At 67.0% G+C, this 22,083-nt stretch carries 15 protein-coding genes; 11 read left to right on the top strand and 4 right to left on the bottom strand.

The features are described 5' to 3' along the window. Positions 1–2: 2 nt before the first annotated feature. Positions 3–989, bottom strand: a complete 987-nt coding sequence (locus A2G96_RS22390; RefSeq protein WP_062802427.1) for a PAS domain-containing protein — start codon at positions 987–989, stop codon at positions 3–5. Continuing rightward, positions 986–1,897, bottom strand: coding sequence for a LysR substrate-binding domain-containing protein (locus A2G96_RS22385; protein ID WP_150124231.1), 912 nt, complete (start codon positions 1,895–1,897; stop codon positions 986–988). The genes A2G96_RS22390 and A2G96_RS22385 overlap by 4 nt, the downstream gene beginning before the upstream one ends. 100 nt (positions 1,898–1,997) lie before the next feature. On the opposite strand from A2G96_RS22385, the gene A2G96_RS22380 reads away from it, so the two are divergent. From A2G96_RS22380 to A2G96_RS22330, 11 genes are all read left to right on the top strand, one after another. Beyond that, positions 1,998–3,098, top strand: a complete 1,101-nt coding sequence (locus A2G96_RS22380) for a tartrate dehydrogenase (RefSeq protein WP_062802426.1) — start codon at positions 1,998–2,000, stop codon at positions 3,096–3,098. 273 nt (positions 3,099–3,371) lie between these two features. Continuing rightward, positions 3,372–4,967, top strand: a complete 1,596-nt coding sequence (locus A2G96_RS22375) for a BCCT family transporter (RefSeq protein ID WP_197672315.1) — start codon at positions 3,372–3,374, stop codon at positions 4,965–4,967. Positions 4,968–5,105: 138 nt separating this feature from the next. Next, on the top strand, positions 5,106–6,242 hold the full coding sequence (locus tag A2G96_RS22370) for an aromatic ring-hydroxylating oxygenase subunit alpha (protein WP_062802424.1): 1,137 nt from the start codon (positions 5,106–5,108) through the stop codon (positions 6,240–6,242). Positions 6,243–6,253: 11 nt separating this feature from the next. Then, positions 6,254–7,723, top strand: coding sequence for an NAD-dependent succinate-semialdehyde dehydrogenase (locus tag A2G96_RS22365; RefSeq protein ID WP_417926449.1), 1,470 nt, complete (start codon positions 6,254–6,256; stop codon positions 7,721–7,723). Between the two features lie 30 nt (positions 7,724–7,753). Continuing rightward, positions 7,754–8,731 carry a PDR/VanB family oxidoreductase gene (locus A2G96_RS22360; protein ID WP_062802422.1) on the top strand — a complete coding sequence of 326 codons (978 nt, stop codon included), beginning with the start codon at positions 7,754–7,756 and terminating at the stop codon, positions 8,729–8,731. A gap of 53 nt (positions 8,732–8,784) precedes the next feature. Then, entirely contained in the window at positions 8,785–9,861 is a 1,077-nt protein-coding gene (locus A2G96_RS22355) for a porin (protein WP_062802421.1), read from the top strand. A 132-nt stretch (positions 9,862–9,993) separates the two neighbouring features. Next, a complete protein-coding gene (locus A2G96_RS22350; protein WP_062802420.1) occupies positions 9,994–10,530 on the top strand; it encodes a dihydrofolate reductase family protein in 537 nt (178 codons plus the stop codon). A gap of 481 nt (positions 10,531–11,011) precedes the next feature. Next, the gene (locus A2G96_RS22345; protein ID WP_150124230.1) at positions 11,012–11,593 is read left to right on the top strand and encodes a hypothetical protein; all 582 of its coding nucleotides are present in this window, start codon (positions 11,012–11,014) and stop codon (positions 11,591–11,593) included. 67 nt (positions 11,594–11,660) lie between these two features. After that, positions 11,661–18,050 carry a hypothetical protein gene (locus A2G96_RS22340; protein WP_197672314.1) on the top strand — a complete coding sequence of 2,130 codons (6,390 nt, stop codon included), beginning with the start codon at positions 11,661–11,663 and terminating at the stop codon, positions 18,048–18,050. 88 nt (positions 18,051–18,138) lie between these two features. Then, positions 18,139–18,570, top strand: coding sequence for an outer membrane protein assembly factor BamE (locus A2G96_RS22335; protein ID WP_082819178.1), 432 nt, complete (start codon positions 18,139–18,141; stop codon positions 18,568–18,570). A gap of 347 nt (positions 18,571–18,917) precedes the next feature. Beyond that, positions 18,918–19,382 (top strand): Lrp/AsnC family transcriptional regulator, encoded by a 465-nt coding sequence (locus A2G96_RS22330; protein ID WP_062802416.1) that lies wholly within the window; start codon positions 18,918–18,920, stop codon positions 19,380–19,382. 39 nt (positions 19,383–19,421) lie between these two features. Here the strand turns inward: A2G96_RS22330 and A2G96_RS22325 are convergent, their stop codons facing one another. Continuing rightward, positions 19,422–20,645 carry a diaminopropionate ammonia-lyase gene (locus A2G96_RS22325; protein ID WP_062802415.1) on the bottom strand — a complete coding sequence of 408 codons (1,224 nt, stop codon included), beginning with the start codon at positions 20,643–20,645 and terminating at the stop codon, positions 19,422–19,424. Between the two features lie 29 nt (positions 20,646–20,674). Further along, positions 20,675–21,946, bottom strand: a complete 1,272-nt coding sequence (locus tag A2G96_RS22320; protein ID WP_062802414.1) for a Zn-dependent hydrolase — start codon at positions 21,944–21,946, stop codon at positions 20,675–20,677. Positions 21,947–22,083: the final 137 nt, after the last annotated feature.

The following is a 22,083-nucleotide window of genomic DNA, read 5'->3' as shown; positions in this document are numbered from 1 at the left end:
TGTCAGGCGGGCCGCATCGCCAGGGCGTAGTACGAGGCACCGTCTTCGCTGCGCTCCAGCACCGCGCGCACCGTCACCGGGAGCTTGCTGCCATCGTCCCGCAGCAGTTCGGCGGCGAATGTCGCCCTGGGCCGGGTGCGCGTCATCCTGCGCAGCCGGCCCTCGGCATCGGCGAAGTGCCTGGCAAAGCCGTCGCCCAGCAGCGCCTCGGCATCGCCGCCGACCATCTCGACCAGCGCCGCGTTGACCGATTCACAGCGCAGCTTGCCGTCCAGCAGCGCCATGCCTTCCGAGGTCAGCTCGAACACCGCCCGGAACCGCGCCTGCTGGTCGCGCAATGACTGCTCGGCAAGCTTGCGCGCCGTGTTGTCCATGCTGATGCCGACGATCTTGACGGTGCGCCCGTCGAGTTCGCGCACCGGCGTAGCGCGCGACGAGATCCAGCGGATGCTGCCGTCGGGCTGGACCAGGCGGAAGTCGAATTCGTGGGCCTTGCCGGTGCGCACCGATTCCTCGTAGGCGGCGTTCATCATGGGAACGTCATCGGCAGGCACATGCTTCCAGAAACTTTCGTTGCTGACGATGCGCCAGCCGTACACGGCTTCGACGTTGGACGAGTAGGTCACGTCGTCGGTGATCAGGTTCCACTCCCACGTGACGATGCGCGCGCCCTCCTGTGCCAGCTTCATGCGCGCCTCGCTCTCCATGATCTCGGCGGTGTAGCGGCGGCGCATGTCGGTCATCGGGATTTCCACTGCGCTGGATGCCTCGGCCTCTTGCCGGGCCTGCTCGCCGTAGCGCAGCCAGATCCAGTTGACATCGAGAAACGCCGCCAGCTTGCGCAGCTTCTCGTAGTCGATCTCGCCGCCCCGGGTCCATTTGTGGACCGCCGGGCGCGACACGTCGAGCGCGTTGGCCACCGCCTGCAGCGTGAGCTTCTTGTGTTCGAGCAGTTCCTTGAGGCGGAAGGCAAAGCTGTTTTCTGTCATGTTGTGGATTCCCCGGTGGCACCGCCGAGATGGCGCATGAAAAACTCGACGCAGGCGCGCACGCGCGCGGAGCCGGACAGGCGCGAAGGATACACCGCCCAGATATCCGCGTCCTGGCGGTAGTCGGGCAGCACCTGCACCAGGCGGCCGGCCTCGAGATCCGCCGCGACGTCCCACATCGAGCGCAGCATGACGCCATGCCCGGCCAGCGCCCAGCCGGTAACGATCTCCCCGTGGTTGGACGACAGCCGCCCCCCCACCTTGACGCTGCGCTCGCCCTCCGGGCCCGTCATGCGCCAGATGCCAAAGGGGTGGTCGCGCTCCTTGGTCACCAGGCAGTCGTGCTGCGCCAAAGCCTCGAGCGTCCGCGGCACGCCGCGCGCCGCGAGGTATGCGGGCGCCGCGCACAGCACGCGCCAGTTGCGCGCCAGCCGGCGCGCGATCAGGTGCGGGGCGATGTCGTTGCCGATGCGGATATCGAGGTCGATGCCTTCGGCCACCAGGTCGACCAGCTTGTCGAACACGTCGAAGCGGATTTCCAGGCCGGGAAACTGCTGGCATAGCGTCGAGATCAGCGGTGCCACATGGCGCCTGCCGAAGCCCACGCTGCTGCCGATGCGTACCAGCCCGCGCGGCGCGCCGCCGGCAGCGATTTCATCCCTGAGCTGGCCGATCTGGTCCAGCATGTCGCGGGCCCAGCGGCATACGCGCTCGCCGTTTTCCGTCAATGAAACCTGGCGCGTGCTCCGGTGCAGCAACTGCGCGCCCAGCACCTGTTCCAGCGCCTTGACACGCTTGCTGACATAGGCGGGCGAACTGCCCAGTTCTTCCGCGGCGGCGACGAAGCTGGCGCGCTGCGCGACCAGGCAGAACACCCGCAGGTCTTCCAGTGGGGGCAGATTATTCACGATTCGTGTTTCCTGTATCCACGCTTGCGCGGATGATCCGCGCCGGCTTTCCCGGCATTCTCGATTGCACCTGACCAGCAGACCCGAGCGAGACACCGCCATGACCACACCCGCCTTGACCACACCATTCCCTTCCCCATTCCGGATTGCCGCCATTGCCGGCGACGGCATCGGCAACGAAGTGCTGCCCGAGGGGCTGCGCGTCGTCGAAGCCGCCGCGCGCAAGTTCAACCTGCCGATCGAGGTGCGCCACTTCGAATGGGCCAACTGCGACTACTACCTGCGCCACGGCAAGATGATGCCGGACGACTGGAAGCAGCAGCTCGACGGCTTCGACGCGATCTACTTTGGCGCCGTGGGCTGGCCCGACAAGGTGCCCGACCACATCTCGCTGTGGGGCTCGCTGCTCCGGTTCCGCCGCGAGTTCGACCAGTACGTCAACCTGCGCCCGGTGCGCCTGCTGCCCGGCGTGCCGTGCCCGCTGGCAGGCAAGAAGCCCGGCGACATCGACTTCTACGTGGTCCGCGAAAACACCGAGGGCGAATACAGCCCGGTCGGCGGCCGCATGTACGAAGGCACCGCGCGCGAGATTGTGATGCAGCAGTCGATCTTCAGCCGCCACGGCACCGACCGCATCCTCAAATATGCCTTCGAGCTGGCGCAATCGCGTCCGCGCAGGAAGCTGACCTCGGCGACCAAGTCCAATGGCATCGCCGTCAGCATGCCGTGGTGGGACGAGCGCACGGCCGCAATGGGCGCGCAGTACCCCGAGGTCCAGTGGGACAGCCAGCACATCGACATCCTGTGCGCGCGCTTCGTGCTCCAGCCCGAGCGCTTCGACGTGGTGGTCGCCTCCAACCTGTTCGGCGACCTGCTGTCGGACCTCGGCCCGGCCTGCACCGGCACCATCGGCCTGGCGGGCTCGGCCAACCTGAACCCGGAGCGCAAGTTCCCGTCGCTGTTCGAACCGGTGCACGGCTCGGCGCCGGACATCTACGGCAAGCAGATCGCCAACCCGATCGGCATGATCTGGTCGGGCGCGATGATGCTGGATTTCCTGGGCGGCGAAGCCGGACGCCAGGCGCATGACGCCATCCTCGCCGCCATCGAAACGGTGCTGCGCGAAGGCCCGCTGACGCCGGACGCCGGCGGCAAGGCCGGCACCAGCGAGGTAGGCAAGGCCATCGCGGCCGCGCTCTGAAACTGCGCGCCGCGCGGGACGTGATGCCGGGTTCGCGCCCGGCATGGTGTTCACGCAACGCAGCGCGCACCGTTCGTCACACCCGCAATTTTTTTCCACGCGGAGCTTGTGCATGTCCGGAATTTTGCATAGAGTTTCCGTTAACTAATAGTTACTGTAAACCATTAGTTAACAAAATACAAGGCAATCTGGATGCGGGCACCGCCCGCGCCGGGCAGACAAGTTCCACCACAAAACCAAGCCATGCGCCAAGACGCATCGGAGGAGACGCACTTGAAAACTCCCACGCCCCGCCTCGACGGCTTCCTGACCGCCTGCACGCTCACCGCCGTGCTGGTCACCGTCATCGCCATGGTCCGCTGGCCCACCGAAGCGGCCGCCACCGCGACCCTGCTGTTCGAATGGTCCACGCGCTCGTTCGGCTCGCTGGTCCAGATTTTTGTCTTCGGCTGCGTCATTGCCTGCCTGGCGCTGGCCTTCAGCAAGTACGGCAACGTGCGGCTGGGCGAAGGCAAGCCCGAGTACTCCACGCTGTCCTGGGTGTTCATGTTCATCTGCGCCGGCATGGGCTCGTCGACCATGTACTGGGGCGTGATGGAGTGGGTCTACTACTACCAGTCGCCCGGCCTGAACGTGCCCACCGGCACGCGCGAGGCGCTGGAGCATTCCATCAGCTACTCGTTCTTCCACTGGGGCCTGAGCGCGTGGGCGGTGTACGCGCTGCCGTCGCTGGCGATGGCGTACCACTTCCATGTGCGCAAGAACAAGGGGCTGAACCTGGCCTCCATCGTCGAAGCCATCACGGGCTTCCGCGCCACCGGGCCGGTGGGCCGGCTGGTGGACCTGATCTTCCTGCTGACGATGTTCGGGGCGCTGACGGTCTCGATCGCGCTGACCGCGTCGACCTTCACGCGCGGGCTGTCGGGGCTGTTCGGGGTGCCGGATACCTTCGTCACGCAGCTGGTCGTGATCGTCGGCGTGTCAGTGCTGTTCTCGGCGAGCGCCTATGTCGGCATCGACGGCGGCATGCAGCGCCTGAGCCATATGGTGTGCTGGGGCGCGCTGCTGCTGGCCGCGGTGGTGTTCGCGATCGGCCCGACCCTGTTTGCCGGCAATAACATCGTCAACGGCCTGGGCCTGATGCTGCAGAACTACGTGCACATGAGCCTGTTCACCGATCCCACCGGCGACGGCGCCTTCAGCCGCGGCTGGACCGTGTTCTACTGGCTGTGGTGGGTGTCGTACTCGCCGGGCGTGGCGATGTTCGTGGCGCGCGTGTCCAAGGGCCGCAAGATCAAGGAAGTCATCTACGCCCTGCTGCTGGGCGGCAGCGTCGGATGCTGGTTCTTCTTCGGCGCGCTGGAAAGCTACAGCATGCACCAGTTCATCACCGGCGCCATCGACGTGCCGCGCATCCTGAAGGAGCATGGCGGCGAGGCCGCGGTGGAAATGCTGCTGAGCGCGCTGCCGGCCGGCAAGGTGTTCCTGGCGGTGTACCTGGCGATCATGATCGTGTTCCTGGCCGCCCACGTGGACGCCGTGGCCTACGCCGTGGCCGCCACCACCACGCGCAACCTGAAGGAAGGACAGGACCCGTCGCCGACCAGCCGCGTGTTCTGGTGCGTGATGCTGACGCTGGTGCCGCTGGCCATGCTGTTCATCAAGGCTTCGCTGGAGACCATGAAGACCGCCGTGGTGCTGACCGCGATCCCGTTCCTGGTGATCCTCGGGATCAAGCTGTTCGGCCTGTTCCGCTGGCTGATGCAGGACTATGCCGACACCCCGGCCCACCTGATCGAGACCGCCCGGCCCGAAGCCGACAGCGTGACCGTGACCACCGAACGCGAAGCCGCCATCGCCAAGGCCTGATCGCGCGGCGACAGGGGACCGGCCCCGGCCGTCCCCTTCCCAGCCTGGAAATTTGCCCGCCCTACGGCTCTTTTTTTTACGCCCTGCTGTTAAACGATATTTAACCAGTAACCATAAATTAACCAAGGAAACGGAATCATGGAGAAGACCCTGGACACTGCCGCCGTCAAGCTGCCCGACGGCTTCTGCGCCGACGACGAAAACGCCTGGACCCTGCCCGCCTCCTTCTACACCCGGGACGCGGTGTTCGAGTACGAGAAGGAAAAGATCTTCGCCAACAGCTGGATCTGCGTGGCCCACCGCAGCGAACTGGCCGAATCGAACGACTACGTGACGCGCGAGATCATCGGCGAAAGCATCGTCGTGCTGCGCGACCGCGAAGGCGTGCTGCGCGCCTTCTACAACGTCTGCCCCCACCGCGGCCACCAGCTGCTGCAAGGCAGCGGCCGTGCGAAGAACGTCATCACCTGCCCGTACCACGCCTGGACCTTCAAGCTCGACGGCGAACTGGCGCTGGCGCGCAACTGCGACAACGTGCCCAATTTCGACAAGAGCAAGTCGAGCCTGGTGCCGGTGCGGGTCGAGGAATACGCCGGCTTCGTCTTTATCAACATGAACCCGGACGCCGGCAGTGTCGAGGAACAGCTGCCCGGCCTGGAGGCGCGCCTGCGCGCCGCCTGCCCCGTCATCGACGAGCTCCACCTCGGCGCCCGCTTCGTCACCGAGACCCCAGCCAACTGGAAGTCCATCGTCGACAACTACATGGAGTGCTACCACTGCGGCCCGGCCCACCCAGGCTTCTCGGACTCGGTGCAGGTCGACCGCTATACCCACACGCTGCACGGCAACTGGACGCTGCAGTTCGGCCACGCCAAGTCGTCGGAGAAGTCCTTCAAGCTGGACGAGTCGATCAAGGACCCCAGCTTCAGCGGCTTCTGGGCCTGGCCCTGCACGATGTTCAACGTGCCGCCGGGCGCCAACTTCATGACGGTGATCTACGAGTTTCCGGCCAGCGCCGAAGTCACGCTCCAGCACTACGAGATCTACTTCCTGAACAAGGAGCTGACCGAGGAGCAGCAGAAGCTGGTCGAGTGGTACCGCGACGTGTTCCGCCCCGAAGACCTGCGCCTGGTCGAAAGCGTGCAGAAGGGCCTGAAGTCGCGCGGCTATCGCGGCCAGGGCCGGATCATGGTCGACCGCCAGCGCAGCGGCATCAGCGAGCACGGCATCGTGCATTTCCACCGCAAGGTGGCGAAGGAATACGAGGGCGCCTGAGCCCGGCCCCAATCGAAACGGAGACCAGACAAATGCAACTGAAGGACAACGCCCTGTTCCGCCAGCAGGCCCTGATCGGCGCCGAATGGACCGACGCCCCCGACGCCGCCACCGTGGCCGTGACCGACCCCGCCACCGGCGACCTGGTCGGCACCGTGCCGCTGATGTGCGAGGCCGGCGCCGTGGCCGCGATCGAGGCCGCCAACGCCGCCCTGCCCGGCTGGAAGGCCCGCACCGCCAAGGAGCGCGCCGCGCTGCTGCGCAAGTGGTTCGACCTGATCATTGCGCACGAGGACGACCTCGCCGCCATCATGACGCGCGAGCAGGGCAAGCCGCTGGCCGAAGCGCGCGGCGAGGTGCGCTACGCCGCCTCGTTCATCGAGTGGTTCGGCGAGGAAGCCAAGCGCCTCTACGGCGACGTGATTCCCTCCCCCGCCGCCGACAAGCGCCTGGTGGTGGTGCGCGAGCCGATCGGCGTCTGCGCCGCGATCACGCCGTGGAACTTCCCGGCGGCGATGATCGCGCGCAAGGCCGCGCCCGCGCTGGCGGCCGGCTGCACCATGGTGGTCAAGCCCGCCAACGAGACCCCGTTCAGCGCGCTGGCGCTGGCCGAGCTGGCGCTGCGCGCCGGCATCCCCGCGGGCGTGCTGAACGTCGTCACCGGCGACGCGGCGGCGATCGGCAGCCAGTTCACCGGCCACCCGCTGGTGCGCAAGCTGTCGTTCACCGGCTCCACGCCGGTCGGCCGCCTGCTGATGCAGCAGTGCGCGGGCACGGTCAAGAAGGTGTCGCTGGAGCTGGGCGGCAATGCCCCCTTCATCGTGTTCGAGGACGCCGACATCGACGCGGCCGTCGAAGGCGCGATCCAGGCCAAGTACCGCAACGCCGGCCAGACCTGCGTCTGCGTCAACCGCCTCTATATCCACGATGCCGTCTACGACCAGTTCGTCGAGCGCTACGTGAAGAAGGTGGCCGGGCTGCGCGTCGGCAACGGCTTCACCGCCGGCAGCGAGATCGGTCCGCTGATCACCGACAAGGCGGTCGCCAAGGTCGGCGAGCTGGTGGCCGATGCCGTCCGCAAGGGCGCGCGCATCGCCATCGGCGGCGGCGTGCACGAGGCCGGTGCGCAGTTCTTCGCGCCGACGGTGCTGGCCGACGTCAAACCCGGCATGCGCGTGCTGGACGAAGAGATCTTCGGTCCGGTCTCGCCCATCGTCCGCTTCTCCTCCGAAGCCGACGTGGTGCGCATGGCCAACGACACCATCTACGGCCTCGCCGCCTACTTCTTCAGCCGCGATATCGGCCGGGTCTGGCGCGTGGCCGAGCAGCTCGAGTACGGCATCGTCGGCATCAACACCGGCCTGTTCTCGAACGAGGTGGCGCCGTTCGGCGGCGTGAAGCAGTCGGGCCTGGGCCGCGAGGGCTCGAAGTACGGCATCGAGGACTACCTCGAGATGAAATACCTCTGCATGGCGCTGTAACGCGCGGCAGCACACCCGGAAGACAGCAGCATGGGCAATTTCTACCAGACCCTCCAGGTGCGGGTCTCGCGCATCGAGCACGTGACCCCGCTGATCAAGCGCTTCACCCTGGAAGCGATCGACGGCGGCGAGCTACCCCCTTTTACCGGCGGCAGCCACGTCATCGTGCAGATGCGCGACGGCGAGCGCCAGTACAGCAACGCCTACTCGCTGATGAGCTCTCCCGATGCGCTCGGCAGCTACCAGATCGGCGTGCGCCGCGAGGAGAAGTCCAAAGGCGGCTCGGCGTTCCTGCACGACAAGGTGGCCGAGGGCGACGCGCTCACCATCACAACGCCGAACAACCTGTTCGCGCTGGACGATGGCGCACATCACCACGTGCTGATCGCCGGCGGGATCGGTATCACGCCGTTCATGTCGCAGATGCACGAGCTGCGCAAGCGCGGCGCGTCGCACGAACTGCACTACGCGTTCCGCGCCGACGAGCACGGCGCGTTCCGCGATGAACTGGCGGCGCTCACGCAGCAGTCTTCCGGGGGCCGCGTCAGCTTCTATGTCGACAGCAAGGGGCAGAAGCTCGATCTATCCGGCCTGCTGGGCGGCATGGACGCCGGCACGCATGTCTATGTGTGCGGCCCGGCCCCGCTGATCGAGGCCGTGCGCCAGGCCGCGCAAGACGTCGGCATCGATCCGTCTCGCGTGCACTGGGAACAGTTCGCCGCGCCGGAACAGGCCGGCGACGCCTTCACCGTGGTGCTGGCGAAATCCGGCAAGACTGTGGAAGTCGGCGCGGGCGAGTCGATCCTGAAGGCGATCGAGCGCGACGGCACCGTGCCGGTCGAATGCCTGTGCCGCGAAGGCGTGTGCGGCACCTGCGAGACCCGCATCCTGGAAGGCGAGGCGGTTCACTTCGACCAGTACCTGAGCGACAAGGAGAAAGCGGCGCAGAAGACGATGATGATCTGCGTCTCGCGGGCCCGGGGCGGCAAGCTCGTGCTCGACCTGTAACACAACAACAGGCCGGCGCATCGGACGCCGGCCAGGACCACCGAGGAGACCCCATGAAGAAATCAGCCAGCCTGTGGCTGCTGGCGGGCGCAGTGCTGCCCGCAATTTCGTATGCGCAGTCCAGCCTGACGCTCTACGGTGTGATCAGCACCGCCGTGCGCTACACCTCCAACATCGATGGCCGTCATCACGACCAGGGCGAACTGGTCTCCAGCGGCATCGGCGGCAGCCGCTGGGGCCTGAAGGGCGACGAAGACCTGGGCGGCGGCAACAAGGCGGTGTTCCTGCTCGAGAACGGCTTCGGCACCGACGACGGCAAGACCGCATATAGCGCGCTGTTCGGCCGGCAGGCATACGTCGGCCTGTCCGGCGACTGGGGCACCCTGACCTTCGGCCGCCAGTACAACGCGCTGAACAACATCGCCTGGTCCTTCGATCCGCTCGACCAGAGCTGGGGCAACTTCTGGTCCGATCCGCTCTACACCGGCGGCGACATCTTCTTCCAGGGCTACCGCGTCAACAACAGCGTGGTGTACAAGCATAAGTTCGGGCCGGTCAGCGTGCAGCTCGACTACGGCTTCGGCGAGCGCCCCGGCAGCATGGCTCGCGGCGCCACCTTTGGCGGTGGCGTGATGGTCCAGGACGGACCGCTGGCGCTGGGCGTCGCCTATGACCAGCAGCGTCCCGGCAGCGGCGACAACACCCTGCACAACTACTCGGTCGGCGCTTCCTATGTGGTCGGCAAGGCCACCGGCTATGCCGGCTACATGGGCCGCCGCGAGACCAATCCGGACGCGCGTTTCTGGATTGCCTTCGTCGGCCTCGGCTATCAGCTAACGCCGGCGCTGCACCTGTCGGGCGCCTATTACCGCTACCAGCAGAGCGGCACGGTGACCACCCAGTTCCAGGCCACGCCGCTTGTGCTGGGCAGCGGCAATGCCGATGCGATCTCGGCGGTGGCCGACTATGCGTTGTCCAAGCGCACCAGCCTGTTCCTCGAGGCCGACGCCACCTTCGCGCGCGGCGGCACGGTCGGCCGCGAGACCGAGTACTGGGCCGGCACGCCAGTGACCGATGTCCGCCGCACCACGCGCGTGGGCGTGATGGCCGGGATCCGGCACGTGTTCTGAGGGGGTCTCGTCGGTGCGGGGTAGCGCTGGGCGGCGGCGCTACTCACGCCGATGCAATGACACCCGTGTCCACAGGCATAAAATGCGCCACTGCAGCGCCATCTCCATGCCGACAGAACAAGGGGAATACCCATGATCACCGGACACGTCTTCATCGCCACCAGCCTCGATGGTTTCATCGCCCGCCCGGATGGCGACATCGGCTGGCTTCTCGAGCGGGATGATCCCGCCGAAGACCACGGCTACAACGACTTCATCGCCGACAAGGGCGCGATCGTGATGGGGCGCGGCAGCTTTGAAAAAATCATCACGATGGGCGAATGGGCTTACGACCGGCCGGTGCTGGTGTTGTCCCGGCAACTGGCCGGTAAACCGGTGCCCGACGCGTTGCAGGGCAAGGTGCGCTTCTGCGATTCGACACCGCAAGACGCCATGGCGCAACTGGCGGCGGAAGGCGTGCAACGCGTCTATGTCGACGGCGGGCAGGTGGTGCAGTCCTTCCTTCGCGAAGGATTGATCGCCGACATGGTGGTCACCACGGTGCCGGTGCTGATCGGCGCAGGCAGGCCATTGTTTGGCGCGCTACCGCACGACGTGAGCCTGAGGCTCGAGTCGAGCCGTCACTTCCCTTCCGGACTGGTGCAGTCGGCCTATCGGGTGCTGCGCTGACCTTGCTGACGGGCGGGGAGTCCCCGTCCGAGGCTAAAGTTATTGGTGCAATTTTCGCAATAATGGCTCGGCGAAATGGATTAAAAGATTACTTAACACCCTTCGGAGCCGCATAGTTGCGCACGCAACGCGGCTCGTTTATGCTCCCGGCTGCACTGGATTCACCAATCTGGTGCTATTTTTTTGTCGTAAAAAGTGAGTCCAAAATGCATGTTCAAAAATCACGCCTTTTGGCTCACTTACATTTGTTTACAGTTGACTCATCCCTTTCCTAATTATTGCGGCTATCATCGCCCCGCGAGTGATGTATTGGACATAAATGCATTAAGACATTTGTAACGATGTGTACAGTCCATGGCCGTGACAAGCGATGGGCCGAACCAAAAACGATATCCATGCAGTGCCTCCAGACAAGCCGGGGCAAGCGCCGCAGAGCGCAATGCGTCCGGTCTTGTCCTTGCATCGACAAGGAAGACAAACAATGCTTGCGCCCCTCCTCACCCCAGGCCACTCGTCCGACCGCCTGGCCGCCCTTATGCTCGCCATGTTCACCACGCTGGCCACGGCAACAACCGATGCTCAGGCACAGTCGAGCGCACCAGCCGGCCAGCCACGGCCCGGGGTCACTGTGTTCCAGGGTCAGGCCGCCCAGCTCGGCGTGAAATCCTGCGCCGGCCTGATCGCGCAACTGGGCGACAGCCTGACGCAGGGCGCCCGCTTCACCGCCAACACCCAGGCCCAGAAAAACGCTCCCAACGACCACGCCGTGCAGGCCGTGGCCGGCCTCGCCTATGACGCGCCCGGGTACCAGGGCAAGGCTGCAGGCATCGTCTTCACCGCGCCGACGCGCAGCGGTTGCGAAGGCAACCTGGTACGCGTGGCGCCGTTCACACAGTCATGCCAGGACGTGGTGCGCCTGCTGCCCAAGGGCAGCGTGCTGACCGCGGACCTTTCCGGCACGCCGCTGTACACGCTCGGCAGCAACCAGGGTCAGGCGCTGCTGGTTGCCAGCGGCCCTGCCTGCGTCGTCGTCACGGTGGCGAGCGCCATGGCCGGCCAATAGCGCTGGCCGGCTAGCCGCCACCGGCACACCGCACCGGCCGGTCCAGGCCGGGCGTCTTTTCGTTTGAGTGGAATCGATCTCCGGCTTCGTGCCGGAGCGGGGGGCTTTTGTCCGCGTTTTTGGCGCGGACCGGGGCCGATCGTCGTTGGCGAACACATCTAGGGAGAGCGTCGCCATGCAACAAACCAGAACAATGTCCCGGGCCGATGCCCGCCGGACACATGACAACACCTTGCCCGCGGTCTCGGGCGTTGCGGGCATGCACGCCTCGCAGCGGCGGCGCATCTTTGCCGCGCTACGACGCGCGCACCGGGTGCTGGGGATGAAGCGGGATGGGCTCGGGCTGGGGGTCGGGCTGAACGGGTCGATGGTCGGCTCGATGACCACGAACGGCGTTGCGGTGTCGCTGCAGTCGGGGACGGCACGCATGGGCGGCGGCTGGTTGTCCGGCGGCGCGCTTGCTGCTCTGGCATCGCCAATGGCGGTCTTGATCGGGCTTGCGGCCATGCCGCAGGCGGCGAGCGCACAGAACTATCAAGCCGGCACGGGCGCCGTTGCAACGGGCGGCGGCGGCACGGCGGTAGGCACCAATGCCTCGGCGACCGCCACCGGGGGCGGCGCCCCTATCGCCATCGGCGCCAACTCCGATGCCAACTCGACCGGCGCCGGCTCACCGATTGCAATCGGCACGGGTGCCAATGCCAGCGGCACAGCGCCTGCCGGCAACAGCTTTGAAGCGATCGCCATCGGCACCGCCGCGCAAGCCACCGGAGCGTGGTCTACGTCTATCGGCAATGTCGCGACTGCCTCGGGAACCGGGGCCAGTGCTTTTGGTACCGCGGCCACGGCAGCGGGGAATCAATCCACGGCAGTTGGCAACGGTGCTACCGCGTCGGCCGCCGGGACCATTGCGATGGGCTACGTTGCCAACGCGTCGCAGGCGCAAGCCATTGCGATTGGCTACCAATCCAATGCCACCAGCCAGAACGCGCTGGCACTTGGCCCCTCCGCCAACGCGAGCGCTGACTCCGCCTCGGCACTCGGCCGCGCCGCCACGGCTTCCGGCATCGCCTCGACGGCGCTGGGGAACCTGGCCCAGGCGCAGTCTGATTATTCGCTCGCGATCGGCTCGGGCGCCGTCGGCGCCGGCCAGGCTGCCGTCGCCCTCGGCCAGGGTGCGGGCGCCGGCTCGACCGTGGGCAATGCCAATTCCGTGGCACTTGGCATCGGCACCGGTGCGCTGGTCAGCGGCGCGCAGAATACCGCCATCGGCGGCGGCATCGCCGGCGCCATGCGCGGTGCCGGCTCAGGTGTCTCCGGCGCACGCAACGTTGCGATGGGCAGCGGCGACGGCAACGTCGCCTATGACGGCACCGTGGACGCTGCCGCAGGCAGCCTGGTGACGGGCAATGACAACGTCGCCATCGGCACCAATGCCGGCATCGGCGTCACCGCGAACTCGACGACGTCAATCGGCTACAACGCCATGGCTACGGGCATGAATGCCACCGCGCTTGGCGCGGGGGCAGCTGCCAGCGGGCTGAACTCCGTTTATCTCGGCGCCCGCACCATGCCGGGCACCGGTGCCATCGCACAAGGGGCCATCGGTGTCGGCACCGACGTCACTGCATCGCAGACCGATGCCATTGCGATGGGGCGTCAGAGCCAGGCAAGCGGCGTCAGTGCGATCGCAATGGGTACCATGGCCGTTGCCGACGCTGCGGATGCGGTGGCAATCGGCAATGGCTCGACCGCCACCGGCGGCAAGGCGGTGTCGATCGGTTCCGGCAACTTCGCGTCCGGCAACGGCGCAGTGGCCATTGGCGACCCGAACACGGCCACCGGCGACGGCGCCGTCGCGCAGGGCATGGACAACACCGCGACCGGCAATGGCTCGGTCGCGCTCGGCAACACCAATATGGTCGGTGCTGGCGGGCAGGCGGTCAGCACTGCTGGCACCGCCGCGCAAGGCGCGGTCGGCATCGGCTACCAGAACACGGTGGTCGGCCAGGGCAGCGTCGCGATCGGCAGCACCAGCCGGGCGCTTGGCGCAGGCGCGGTGGCGTTCGGCGATTCCGCTGTGGCAAACAACGCGCGGGATGTCGCGCTCGGTTCCGGATCGGTGAGCGCGGCCCCTGTGCCGACGGCGAACACGGTGATCCGAGGCACGACCTATACCTTCGCCGGCGCCAATCCGACCAGCGTCGTATCGGTCGGTGCCGCAGGCGCCGAGCGCCAGATCCAGAATGTCGCCGCGGGCCGGATCAGTAATACGTCGACCGATGCGATCAACGGTTCGCAACTGTATGCCGTGCAGCAGTCCCTGCAGTCTGCTGTCGCCGGCGCCAGCGCGCACTACTACAGCGTCAACGACAACGGCACGATCGGCGCGAACTACAACAACGATGGCGCCAGCGGGCGCTTCTCGGTCGCGGCGGGCGTTGGCGCCACTGCCGCCGGCATCCAGGGCACGGCTGTCGGCTATCTGGCCAACGCCAGCGGACTGGAGAGCACGGCCATCGGCTATGCGAGCACCGCGAGCGGGGTCAACGCCACCGCAATCGGCAACCAGGTGATTGCTGCCGCCAGCGGCAGCATTGCAATCGGCACCAACAACACCGCACTGCCGCACGTGGACGCGGCGTCGACCAATGGCATTTCGATCGGCTTCTGGTCGACGGTCAACAATGCGCCATCCGGCGTCGCCGTGGGCGATCGCGCCGCGGCTTCCGGCGCGAACACAACCGCTGTCGGCGCCAATGCAGCTGCGACAAATACCGGTGCGACGGCATTCGGCTCAGGCGCGACGGCGAGCAATGTGCAGACGCTTGCTGTCGGCCAGAACGCGACGGCAACCGGGCCGGAGTCATCGGCTTTCGGCTATAACGCCGCCGCCGTCGGCTCGAACTCGGTTGCGCTTGGCTCCGCCAGCAGCGCGGCCGGCAACACGACCATGGCGCTCGGCGCAAATGCCAATGCGTCGAACTACGCGACGATTGCGATGGGGTTGGATACCCTTTCGGACGGCAACAGCACGGTCGCTATCGGTCGTGGCGCGCAATCGCACGATTTCCAAAGCGTCGCATTGGGCGCGGACAGCCAGGCCGATACCGGCGGCACTGCGGTGGGCGGCGTAAGCGTTGCCACCGGGGTAAATGCTACGGCGCTTGGCCGGTCTAGTACCGCTACGGGGAGCGGTGCCGTCGCCGCGGGCGTCCTGGCCAATGCCTCGGCAGATGGCGCGGTTGCCATGGGCAGCAGTGCCGCGGCAAGCGCCCTCAACAGCATCGCGGTGGGTCGCGGCGCGGTCGCCAATGCTGAAGATGCTGTCGCCATGGGCACCAACGCATTGGCAACAGGCGGTAAGGCGGTCTCCATCGGTTCGAACAACGTCGCCTACGGCAATGGCGCGGTAGCCATTGGTGATCCGAGCTACGCCAGCGGCACGGGCGCCTTCGTCGGCGGTGCGAACAACATCGCCAATGCCGATGGCACCGCGACCGCGACGGCCGGCAACATGGCCAACGGCGCCGTGGCGATTGGTAATGCCAACACCGCGGTCGGCCAGGGCTCCGTCGCGATGGGCAACGCATCCCGTGCCGCGGCAGCTGGCGCGCTCGCCTTTGGTGATACCGCAACGGCGAGCAACGCCGGCGACGTGGCGCTCGGCTCTGGCTCAGTCACGGCAGCCGCCGTCGGCACGCCCGGTGAGACGATTGGCGGCACCGCCTACACCTTCGCGGGTGCCACGCCGGCCAGCACGGTCAGCGTCGGCGCGGTGGGCGCGGAGCGCACCATCACCAACGTCGCGGCGGGCCGCCTGAGTGGCACCTCGACCGACGCGGTGAACGGTTCGCAACTCTTCGCCACCAACAGCAAGGTGAACCAGAACACCACCGATATCGCCAACCTGAGCACCACCATCGGCGATATCAACAACGGTGCCGGCATCAAGTACTTCCACGCCAACTCGAGCTTGCCGGACAGCCAGGCGCTGGGCACGGACTCGGTCGCAATCGGGCCCAATGCGGTGGCCAACAACGCGGGCGATATCGCGCTGGGCGCGGGCTCGGTCACGGCGGCGGCGGTCGGCACGGGTGGCATCACGCTCGCGGGCAACGCCTATACCTTCGCGGGCGCGAACCCGGCCAGCACGCTCAGCATCGGCGCGGTCGGTGCGGAGCGCACCATCACCAACGTCGCGGCGGGCCGCCTGAGCGCAACCTCCACCGATGCGATCAACGGTTCGCAGCTTCATGCCACCAACCAGGCGATCGGCCAGGTGGCGCAGCAGGCCGGCGCCACCAACGAACGCGCGCTGAAGTACGACTGGAACGATGCCAACGGCAACGGCCAGATCGATCCGGGCGAGGTGAACTACAACTCGGCCACGCTCGCCGGCGTTGGCGGCACGACGATCTCGAACCTGGCAGATGGCGCGGTCAGCGCAACCTCGACCGAAGCCATCAACGGTTCGCAGCTGTACGCCGTGAGCAGCAGCATCACCAACCACCTCGGTGGCGGCGCGGTCGTGAACCCGGACGGCACCATCACCGGTCCGGTCTACAACATCCAGGGCGGCAGCTACACCACCGTGTCGGATGCGTTCACCGCGGTCGACGGCAGCATCACCAACATCAACACGGCCATCGACAACATCAGCAACGGCGGCGGCATCAAGTACTTCCACGCCAACTCGACCCTGCCCGACAGCCAGGCGCTCGGCACCGACAGCATCGCGGTCGGGCCGGCGGCGGTGGCCAACAATGCCAACAGCATTGCGATGGGCACCAACGCCAGCGCCAGCATCGATGGCGGCGTGGCGCTCGGCGCGGGCTCGGTGTCGAACCGTGCGCTGGCACCCGCCAGCGGCAACATCGTCGCGGGCACCGGCCTGGTGCCCTACAACACCAGCGACGTCACCCTGCTGGGCGCGGTGTCGGTGAGCAACGCGGCGACCAACAGCCTGCGCCAGATCACCAATGTGGCCGACGGTACCGAGGCCCACGATGCGGTGACGATCCGCCAGCTGCAGGGCGCGATCGGCTCGGTCTCGGCCACCGGCACGCGCTACTTCCACGCGAACTCGACCGCGGTCGATTCGCTGGCGGCGGGCCAGGAGTCGATTGCCGTGGGTCCGACCACGGTCGTCAACGGCGACAACGGCATCGGCATCGGTAACGGCGCGCTGGTCGAGATGACCGCGCCTGGCGGCACGGCAATCGGTCAGAACGCGCTGGTGTCGCAAGCCGATGGCGTCGCGCTGGGCACCAATGCGCAATCGCAGGGGATCCAGTCGCTGGCGCTGGGCGCGGGCTCGCAGGCGCTGTTTGCCAACAGCGTGGCGCTGGGCGCGGGCTCGGTCACCACGGTGGGCGCGCGCACCGGCTATATCGGCTACGGTGTCGGCGGCGGCCAGAACTCGGTGGGTGAAGTCTCGGTCGGCACTGCGGCCGGACAGCGCCAGATCACCAATGTCGCGGCCGGCTCGGCGCCGACCGACGCGGTCAACGTCAGCCAGCTGAACCAGGTCGCGCAGAACACCGCCAGCTCGCTCGGCGGCGGTGCGTCGTACGACCCGAACACCGGCAGCTATACCGCCCCGACTTATGCGGTGGGCGGCGGCACCTACAACAACGTCGGCGACGCCCTTGCCGCGCAGAACACCATCGTGACCAACCAGGGCAGCAGCCTGGCCAACCACCTTGGCGGCGGCACCACCTATGACCCGTCCACCGGCAACCTCGGCGGCGGCTTCACGGTCAACGGCAAGACCTACGCCAACGTCGCCGACGCCATCGGCGATACCGCCGGGCAGGTCAGCAACTCGATCCAGTACGACAACTCGGATCGCTCGCAGATCACGCTGGGCGGCACCAACGGCACCAAGGTCACCAACGTCGCGGCCGGCAATGTCAGCGAGAACTCGACTGACGCGGTCAACGGCTCGCAGCTGCATGCCACCAACACCACCGTGAACAACCTGGTCGAAGGCAAGGTCGGCATCGTCAAGCAGGAGAACAGCAGCGCGCCGATCACGGTGGGCGGCGACACCGGCGGCACCAGCATCAGCGTCGCCGGCCGGGATGGCGATCGCCAGATCACCGGCGTCGCCGAAGGCCGCGCGCCGACCGATGCCGTCAACGTCAGCCAGCTGAACCGCGTCAGCGAGGGCATCGACCAGAAGCTCGCCGGCATGGACAGCCGCGTCCGCGCCACCGAGAACCGCTCCAACGCGGGCATCGCCTCGGCGATGGCCATGGCCAGCCTGCCGCAGGCGTACCTGCCGAGCAAGAGCATGCTCGCCATCGGCACCGCCACGTTCAATGGCGAGACCGGCTACGCGCTGGGCCTGTCGCGGGTGTCGGAGAACGGTTCGTGGGTGATGAAGGCGTCCGGCGCAGCCACCTCGCGTGGCGACTACGGCGGCGCCGTGGGTATGGGTTATCAGTGGTAAGCCGCGCGGACCCGTCCGTGCAGCAGACGGCACCGGCAGCACCGCGGTGCCCGTCTGCGCGCTTCAGAATATCAAGGAACTCGACACCATGTATGCATCGATAAAACACCACGCGGCGCCCTGCGCTGCCCTGCTGCTGGCGCTGGCACTGTCCGGCTGCGGCAACCTCAGCAAGATCGACGACCGCGGCGCCAGCGCGGCGCCGGTGTGGCCGGAGATGACCGACACCACCATGACGCTGCGCGAAGGGATCTACCCCGACCCGGCCAAGCTGGCGCTGGTCAAGCCCGGCATGACCAAGGACCAGCTCTACCACTTGCTGGGCCGGCCGCATTTCCTGGAAGGCTTCTTCTTCGTGCGCGAATGGGACTACCTGTTCCGCCTGCAGACCCCTGCGGGCGACAAGGCTTGCCAATACAAGATCCTGTTCGACAAGGATGTGCTGGCGCAGCAGTTCCTGTGGCGCGAGAAGGATTGCGAAGAAGCTGCCCGGACTGTGACTGGCAAGGGCAAGGCCTGATGTAGCTGTACTTGCCGCGAAGGCCGGAAGCCGCTGTGTCCCGGTCTTCGCGGTGTAAGAGTCGAAATCGCCGGGGCCTGAATCCGGCGCTTCCGCCCATCTCGCCAGGCGCGCGGGCAATGAAGTCAGCAGTACGCCATTCCCAACGGGCGGGCCAACGCAAGGATGTCCGTTTGCGCGCGGCCTATCCGGGACATCGTTGCACGCCCGCCCCTTGCGCCGGTCAAACGTCGCGATTTGAAGGCGAAGACGCCGGGGATGCCGCCATCCCTGGTCCAGGATGCGAAAATGACCGTTCCATGCCATGCGCAGGGCAACGGCCCCCGCGCGCAGAAAGGACCACGGCAATGCAACTCGACGCGTATGACCGCAAGCTGCTGCGGCTGCTGCAAGACAACAACAAGCTCTCGCAGCGACAGCTGGCCGATGCTGTCAACCTGTCGCCGTCTGCCGTCAATCGCCGCATCGCCGCGCTGGAAGCCGAAGGCGTGATCGTCGCCAACACCGCCGTGGTCGATCCCGCACAAGTCGGCAAGATGATCACGATACTGGTCGAGGTCACGCTGGAGAACGAGCGGCTGGACCTGCTGGACGAGGTCCGCAAGCGCTTCGTCGACTGCCCGCAGGTCCAGCAGGTGTACTACGTGACCGGCGACTTCGATTTCCTGCTGGTGCTGGCCGTGGCCGACATGACCGAGTACGAGCGCCTGACGCGGGAGCTGTTCTTTGTCTCGGGCAACGTCAAGAACTTCAAGACACACGTCGCCATGCAGCGGGCCAAGGTGTCGCTGGGCGTGTCGATCGAGCCCTGAATGGGCTCGATCATGCATCGCGTCTTCAGTACGCCGGGCTCAGCGTACCAGCCAAGCTGCCTGGCGCGCCAGGACGGATTCCGCGGATTCTCCCACCAGTTGCTGGTAGACGGCCGGAGCGGTGGCGCCTTCGGTATTGATCACCAGCACGCGGGAACCGGCGTCGAGGCCGGCCGCCGCGGACAGCGCCGGCTGCGCGCGCAATACCGCCAGTCCCGCGACGCCGGCCGCCCCCGATTCACCGGCGACGATAGGCACGTCCCCGTCCTGCCCGATGGCCAGCCGATGCATCGCGGTCACGGCGTCGTCGTCGGCAATCGTCATGAAGACGTCCACGCTAGGTTCCAGAAAGCGCCAGGCCAGCGGCGAGGTCTCGCCACAGGCCAGTCCCGCCATCACCGAGTCGACCGAGCCTGTTGCGCGCGCGGGGCGCCCCTGCAGCGCACTTTGGTACAGGCAATCTGCCTGCGCCGGTTCCACCACGACGAATGTCGGCCGGCCAGCACCGAAGCGCTCCCACAGATAGCTGGCCACGCCGGCGGCCAGGCCGCCGACGCCCCCTTGCAGGAACACATGGGTGTACGGGCATGGCTGGCCGGGCGCGACGCCGCGCTGCGCCAGCACTTCCGCGGCAATGGCGCCGTAGCCCTGCATCACGTCGCGCGGGATGTCCTGATAGCCCTCGTAAGAGGTGTCGGAGACCACGGTCCAGCCGTTGGCGGCGGCCAGCCGCGCGGCTTCCTCGACCGACTCGTCATAGTTGCCGACGATGCGCACGATGCGCGCGCCGCAGGCGGCAATCGCATCTTCGCGCTCCTGGCTGACGTTCGCATGCAGCACGATCACGCAGCGGCAGCCGAAGCTGCGCGCCGCCGCGGCCAGCGCGCGACCGTGATTGCCGTCGGTGGCGCTGATCACGGTGAAGTCGCGCAGCAGCGCGGCATGGCGGCCGGCGATCAGTTCGAGCGGATCGAGCTCGCGCTCCGGGAACATGCGCAGCACCAGCCGCACCAGCGCGATCGGCGCGCCTAGCGCCTTGAAACTGCCGAGCGGCGAGCGGACCGACTCGTCCTTGACGCTCAGCTGCGCGATGCCAAGGCTCGCGGCCAGGCCGGGCAGTTCGCGCAGCGGCGTGGGCCCGGCGTTGAGCTGCTCCCAGTGCGACAGCCACGCGTGGCTGCGCCCGGCTTCGGCGATGCTCATCAGTTGCCTCAGCTCGGCCGGATAGTCGCACCGGTGGGCGCGGGAATTGATGGTCAGCATGGGGGTATCTGCGGTCATTGGGGAAGGGATCACTCAGTGGTATGCCCAAGGCGGGCGAGGATGACATCAAGCAGCACTTGCGCGCCCATCACCAGCTGGTCGTCGTCGGTGTGCTCGCGCGGGTTGTGGCTGATGCCGCCGCGGCTGGGCACGAAGATCATTGCCGCAGGGGCGATGCGCGCGATCATCTGGGCGTCGTGCCCGGCGCCGGAAGTCATGCGTCGATGGGTGTAGCCAAAGCGCGCCGCAGAGGCTTCGATGGCGGCAATGATGCCGGCATCGAAGCTCACCGGCTCGAAGCGCGCGAGCGGCTCGGTGCGGATCGTGACGCCCTCCGCTTCGGCGACTTCTGCCAGGAAATCCGCCAGCCTCGCTTCGGCACGCTGCAGCCGGCTTTCATCGGGATCGCGCAGATCGACCGTGAACACCGCCTTACGCGGAATCACGTTGATCACGCCGGGCTCGACGCGCAGGCACCCCACCGTTGCCAGCGTGGTGCCGTCCGACGCGTTGGCCAGGTCACGCAGAAACGCCACCACCGCGGCCGCTGCCCAGCCGGCATCGTGCCGCAGCCGGGTCGGCGTGGTGCCGGCGTGGTTGGCGTTGCCCTGTACCGTGACCTGCTGCCACGAGATACCCTGCAGGTTCTCGACCACGCCGATCTGCGTACCCTCGGCTTCCAGCACCGGGCCTTGCTCGATATGGAGTTCGATGTACTCGTGCGGCACCACGGCACCGGGTTCCATGTCTCCGGCATAGCCGATCCGAGCCAGTTCGTCGCCAAGCCGCGTGCCGTCGGTGCCGACCGTGTCAAGCGCCCGCTGCACCGGCAGCCCGCCGGCATACACCAGCGAGCCCATCATGTCGGGCTGGTAGCGGATGCCCTCCTCGTTGGTAAAGGCGCCGATCATGATGGAACGGTTGGGCGTGACGCCGGCCTGGCGGAAGGCGCGCGCGACCGCGAGCCCGGCCAGCACCCCGTAGCAGCCATCGAGCGCACCGGCATTGGTCACGGTATCGATATGCGAGCCGGTCATCAGCGGCGCCTGGCTGCCGTCATCGGCCGCCGAGCGCAGGATGCCGAAGACGTTGCCGATGCGGTCGATGCGAACCTCGAGATCCAGCTCGCGCATCCATTGGACAACCTGGTCGCGGCCGGCTTTCTCGGCGTCGGTCAGCGCGATGCGGGTCCGGCCGCCGCCTTCGGGGTCGGCGCCGATTTCGCCAAGCGCCCGTATCTGGGCCAAGAGCCGTGCGCCGTCCAGCGAGATCGTGCTTCGCCGGGTGGGGATGTGTTCCATTCACTCTCCATGTCGGTCGGTCCCCCGGGAGACTGGTGCGGCGACCATGCCGTCGCAACGGGGGGATAACGTCAATGGTAGAGGCGGCGGGATGAAACACGCGCCCTATCCCGGGCAAGCAAACGCAACAACGGTGC

Source organism: Cupriavidus nantongensis (genome assembly GCF_001598055.1).
Classification (GTDB): Bacteria; Pseudomonadota; Gammaproteobacteria; order Burkholderiales; family Burkholderiaceae; genus Cupriavidus; species Cupriavidus nantongensis.
Note: the sequence above shows the minus strand (reverse complement) of the source record. Positions and strands in the feature narration are given on the sequence as shown.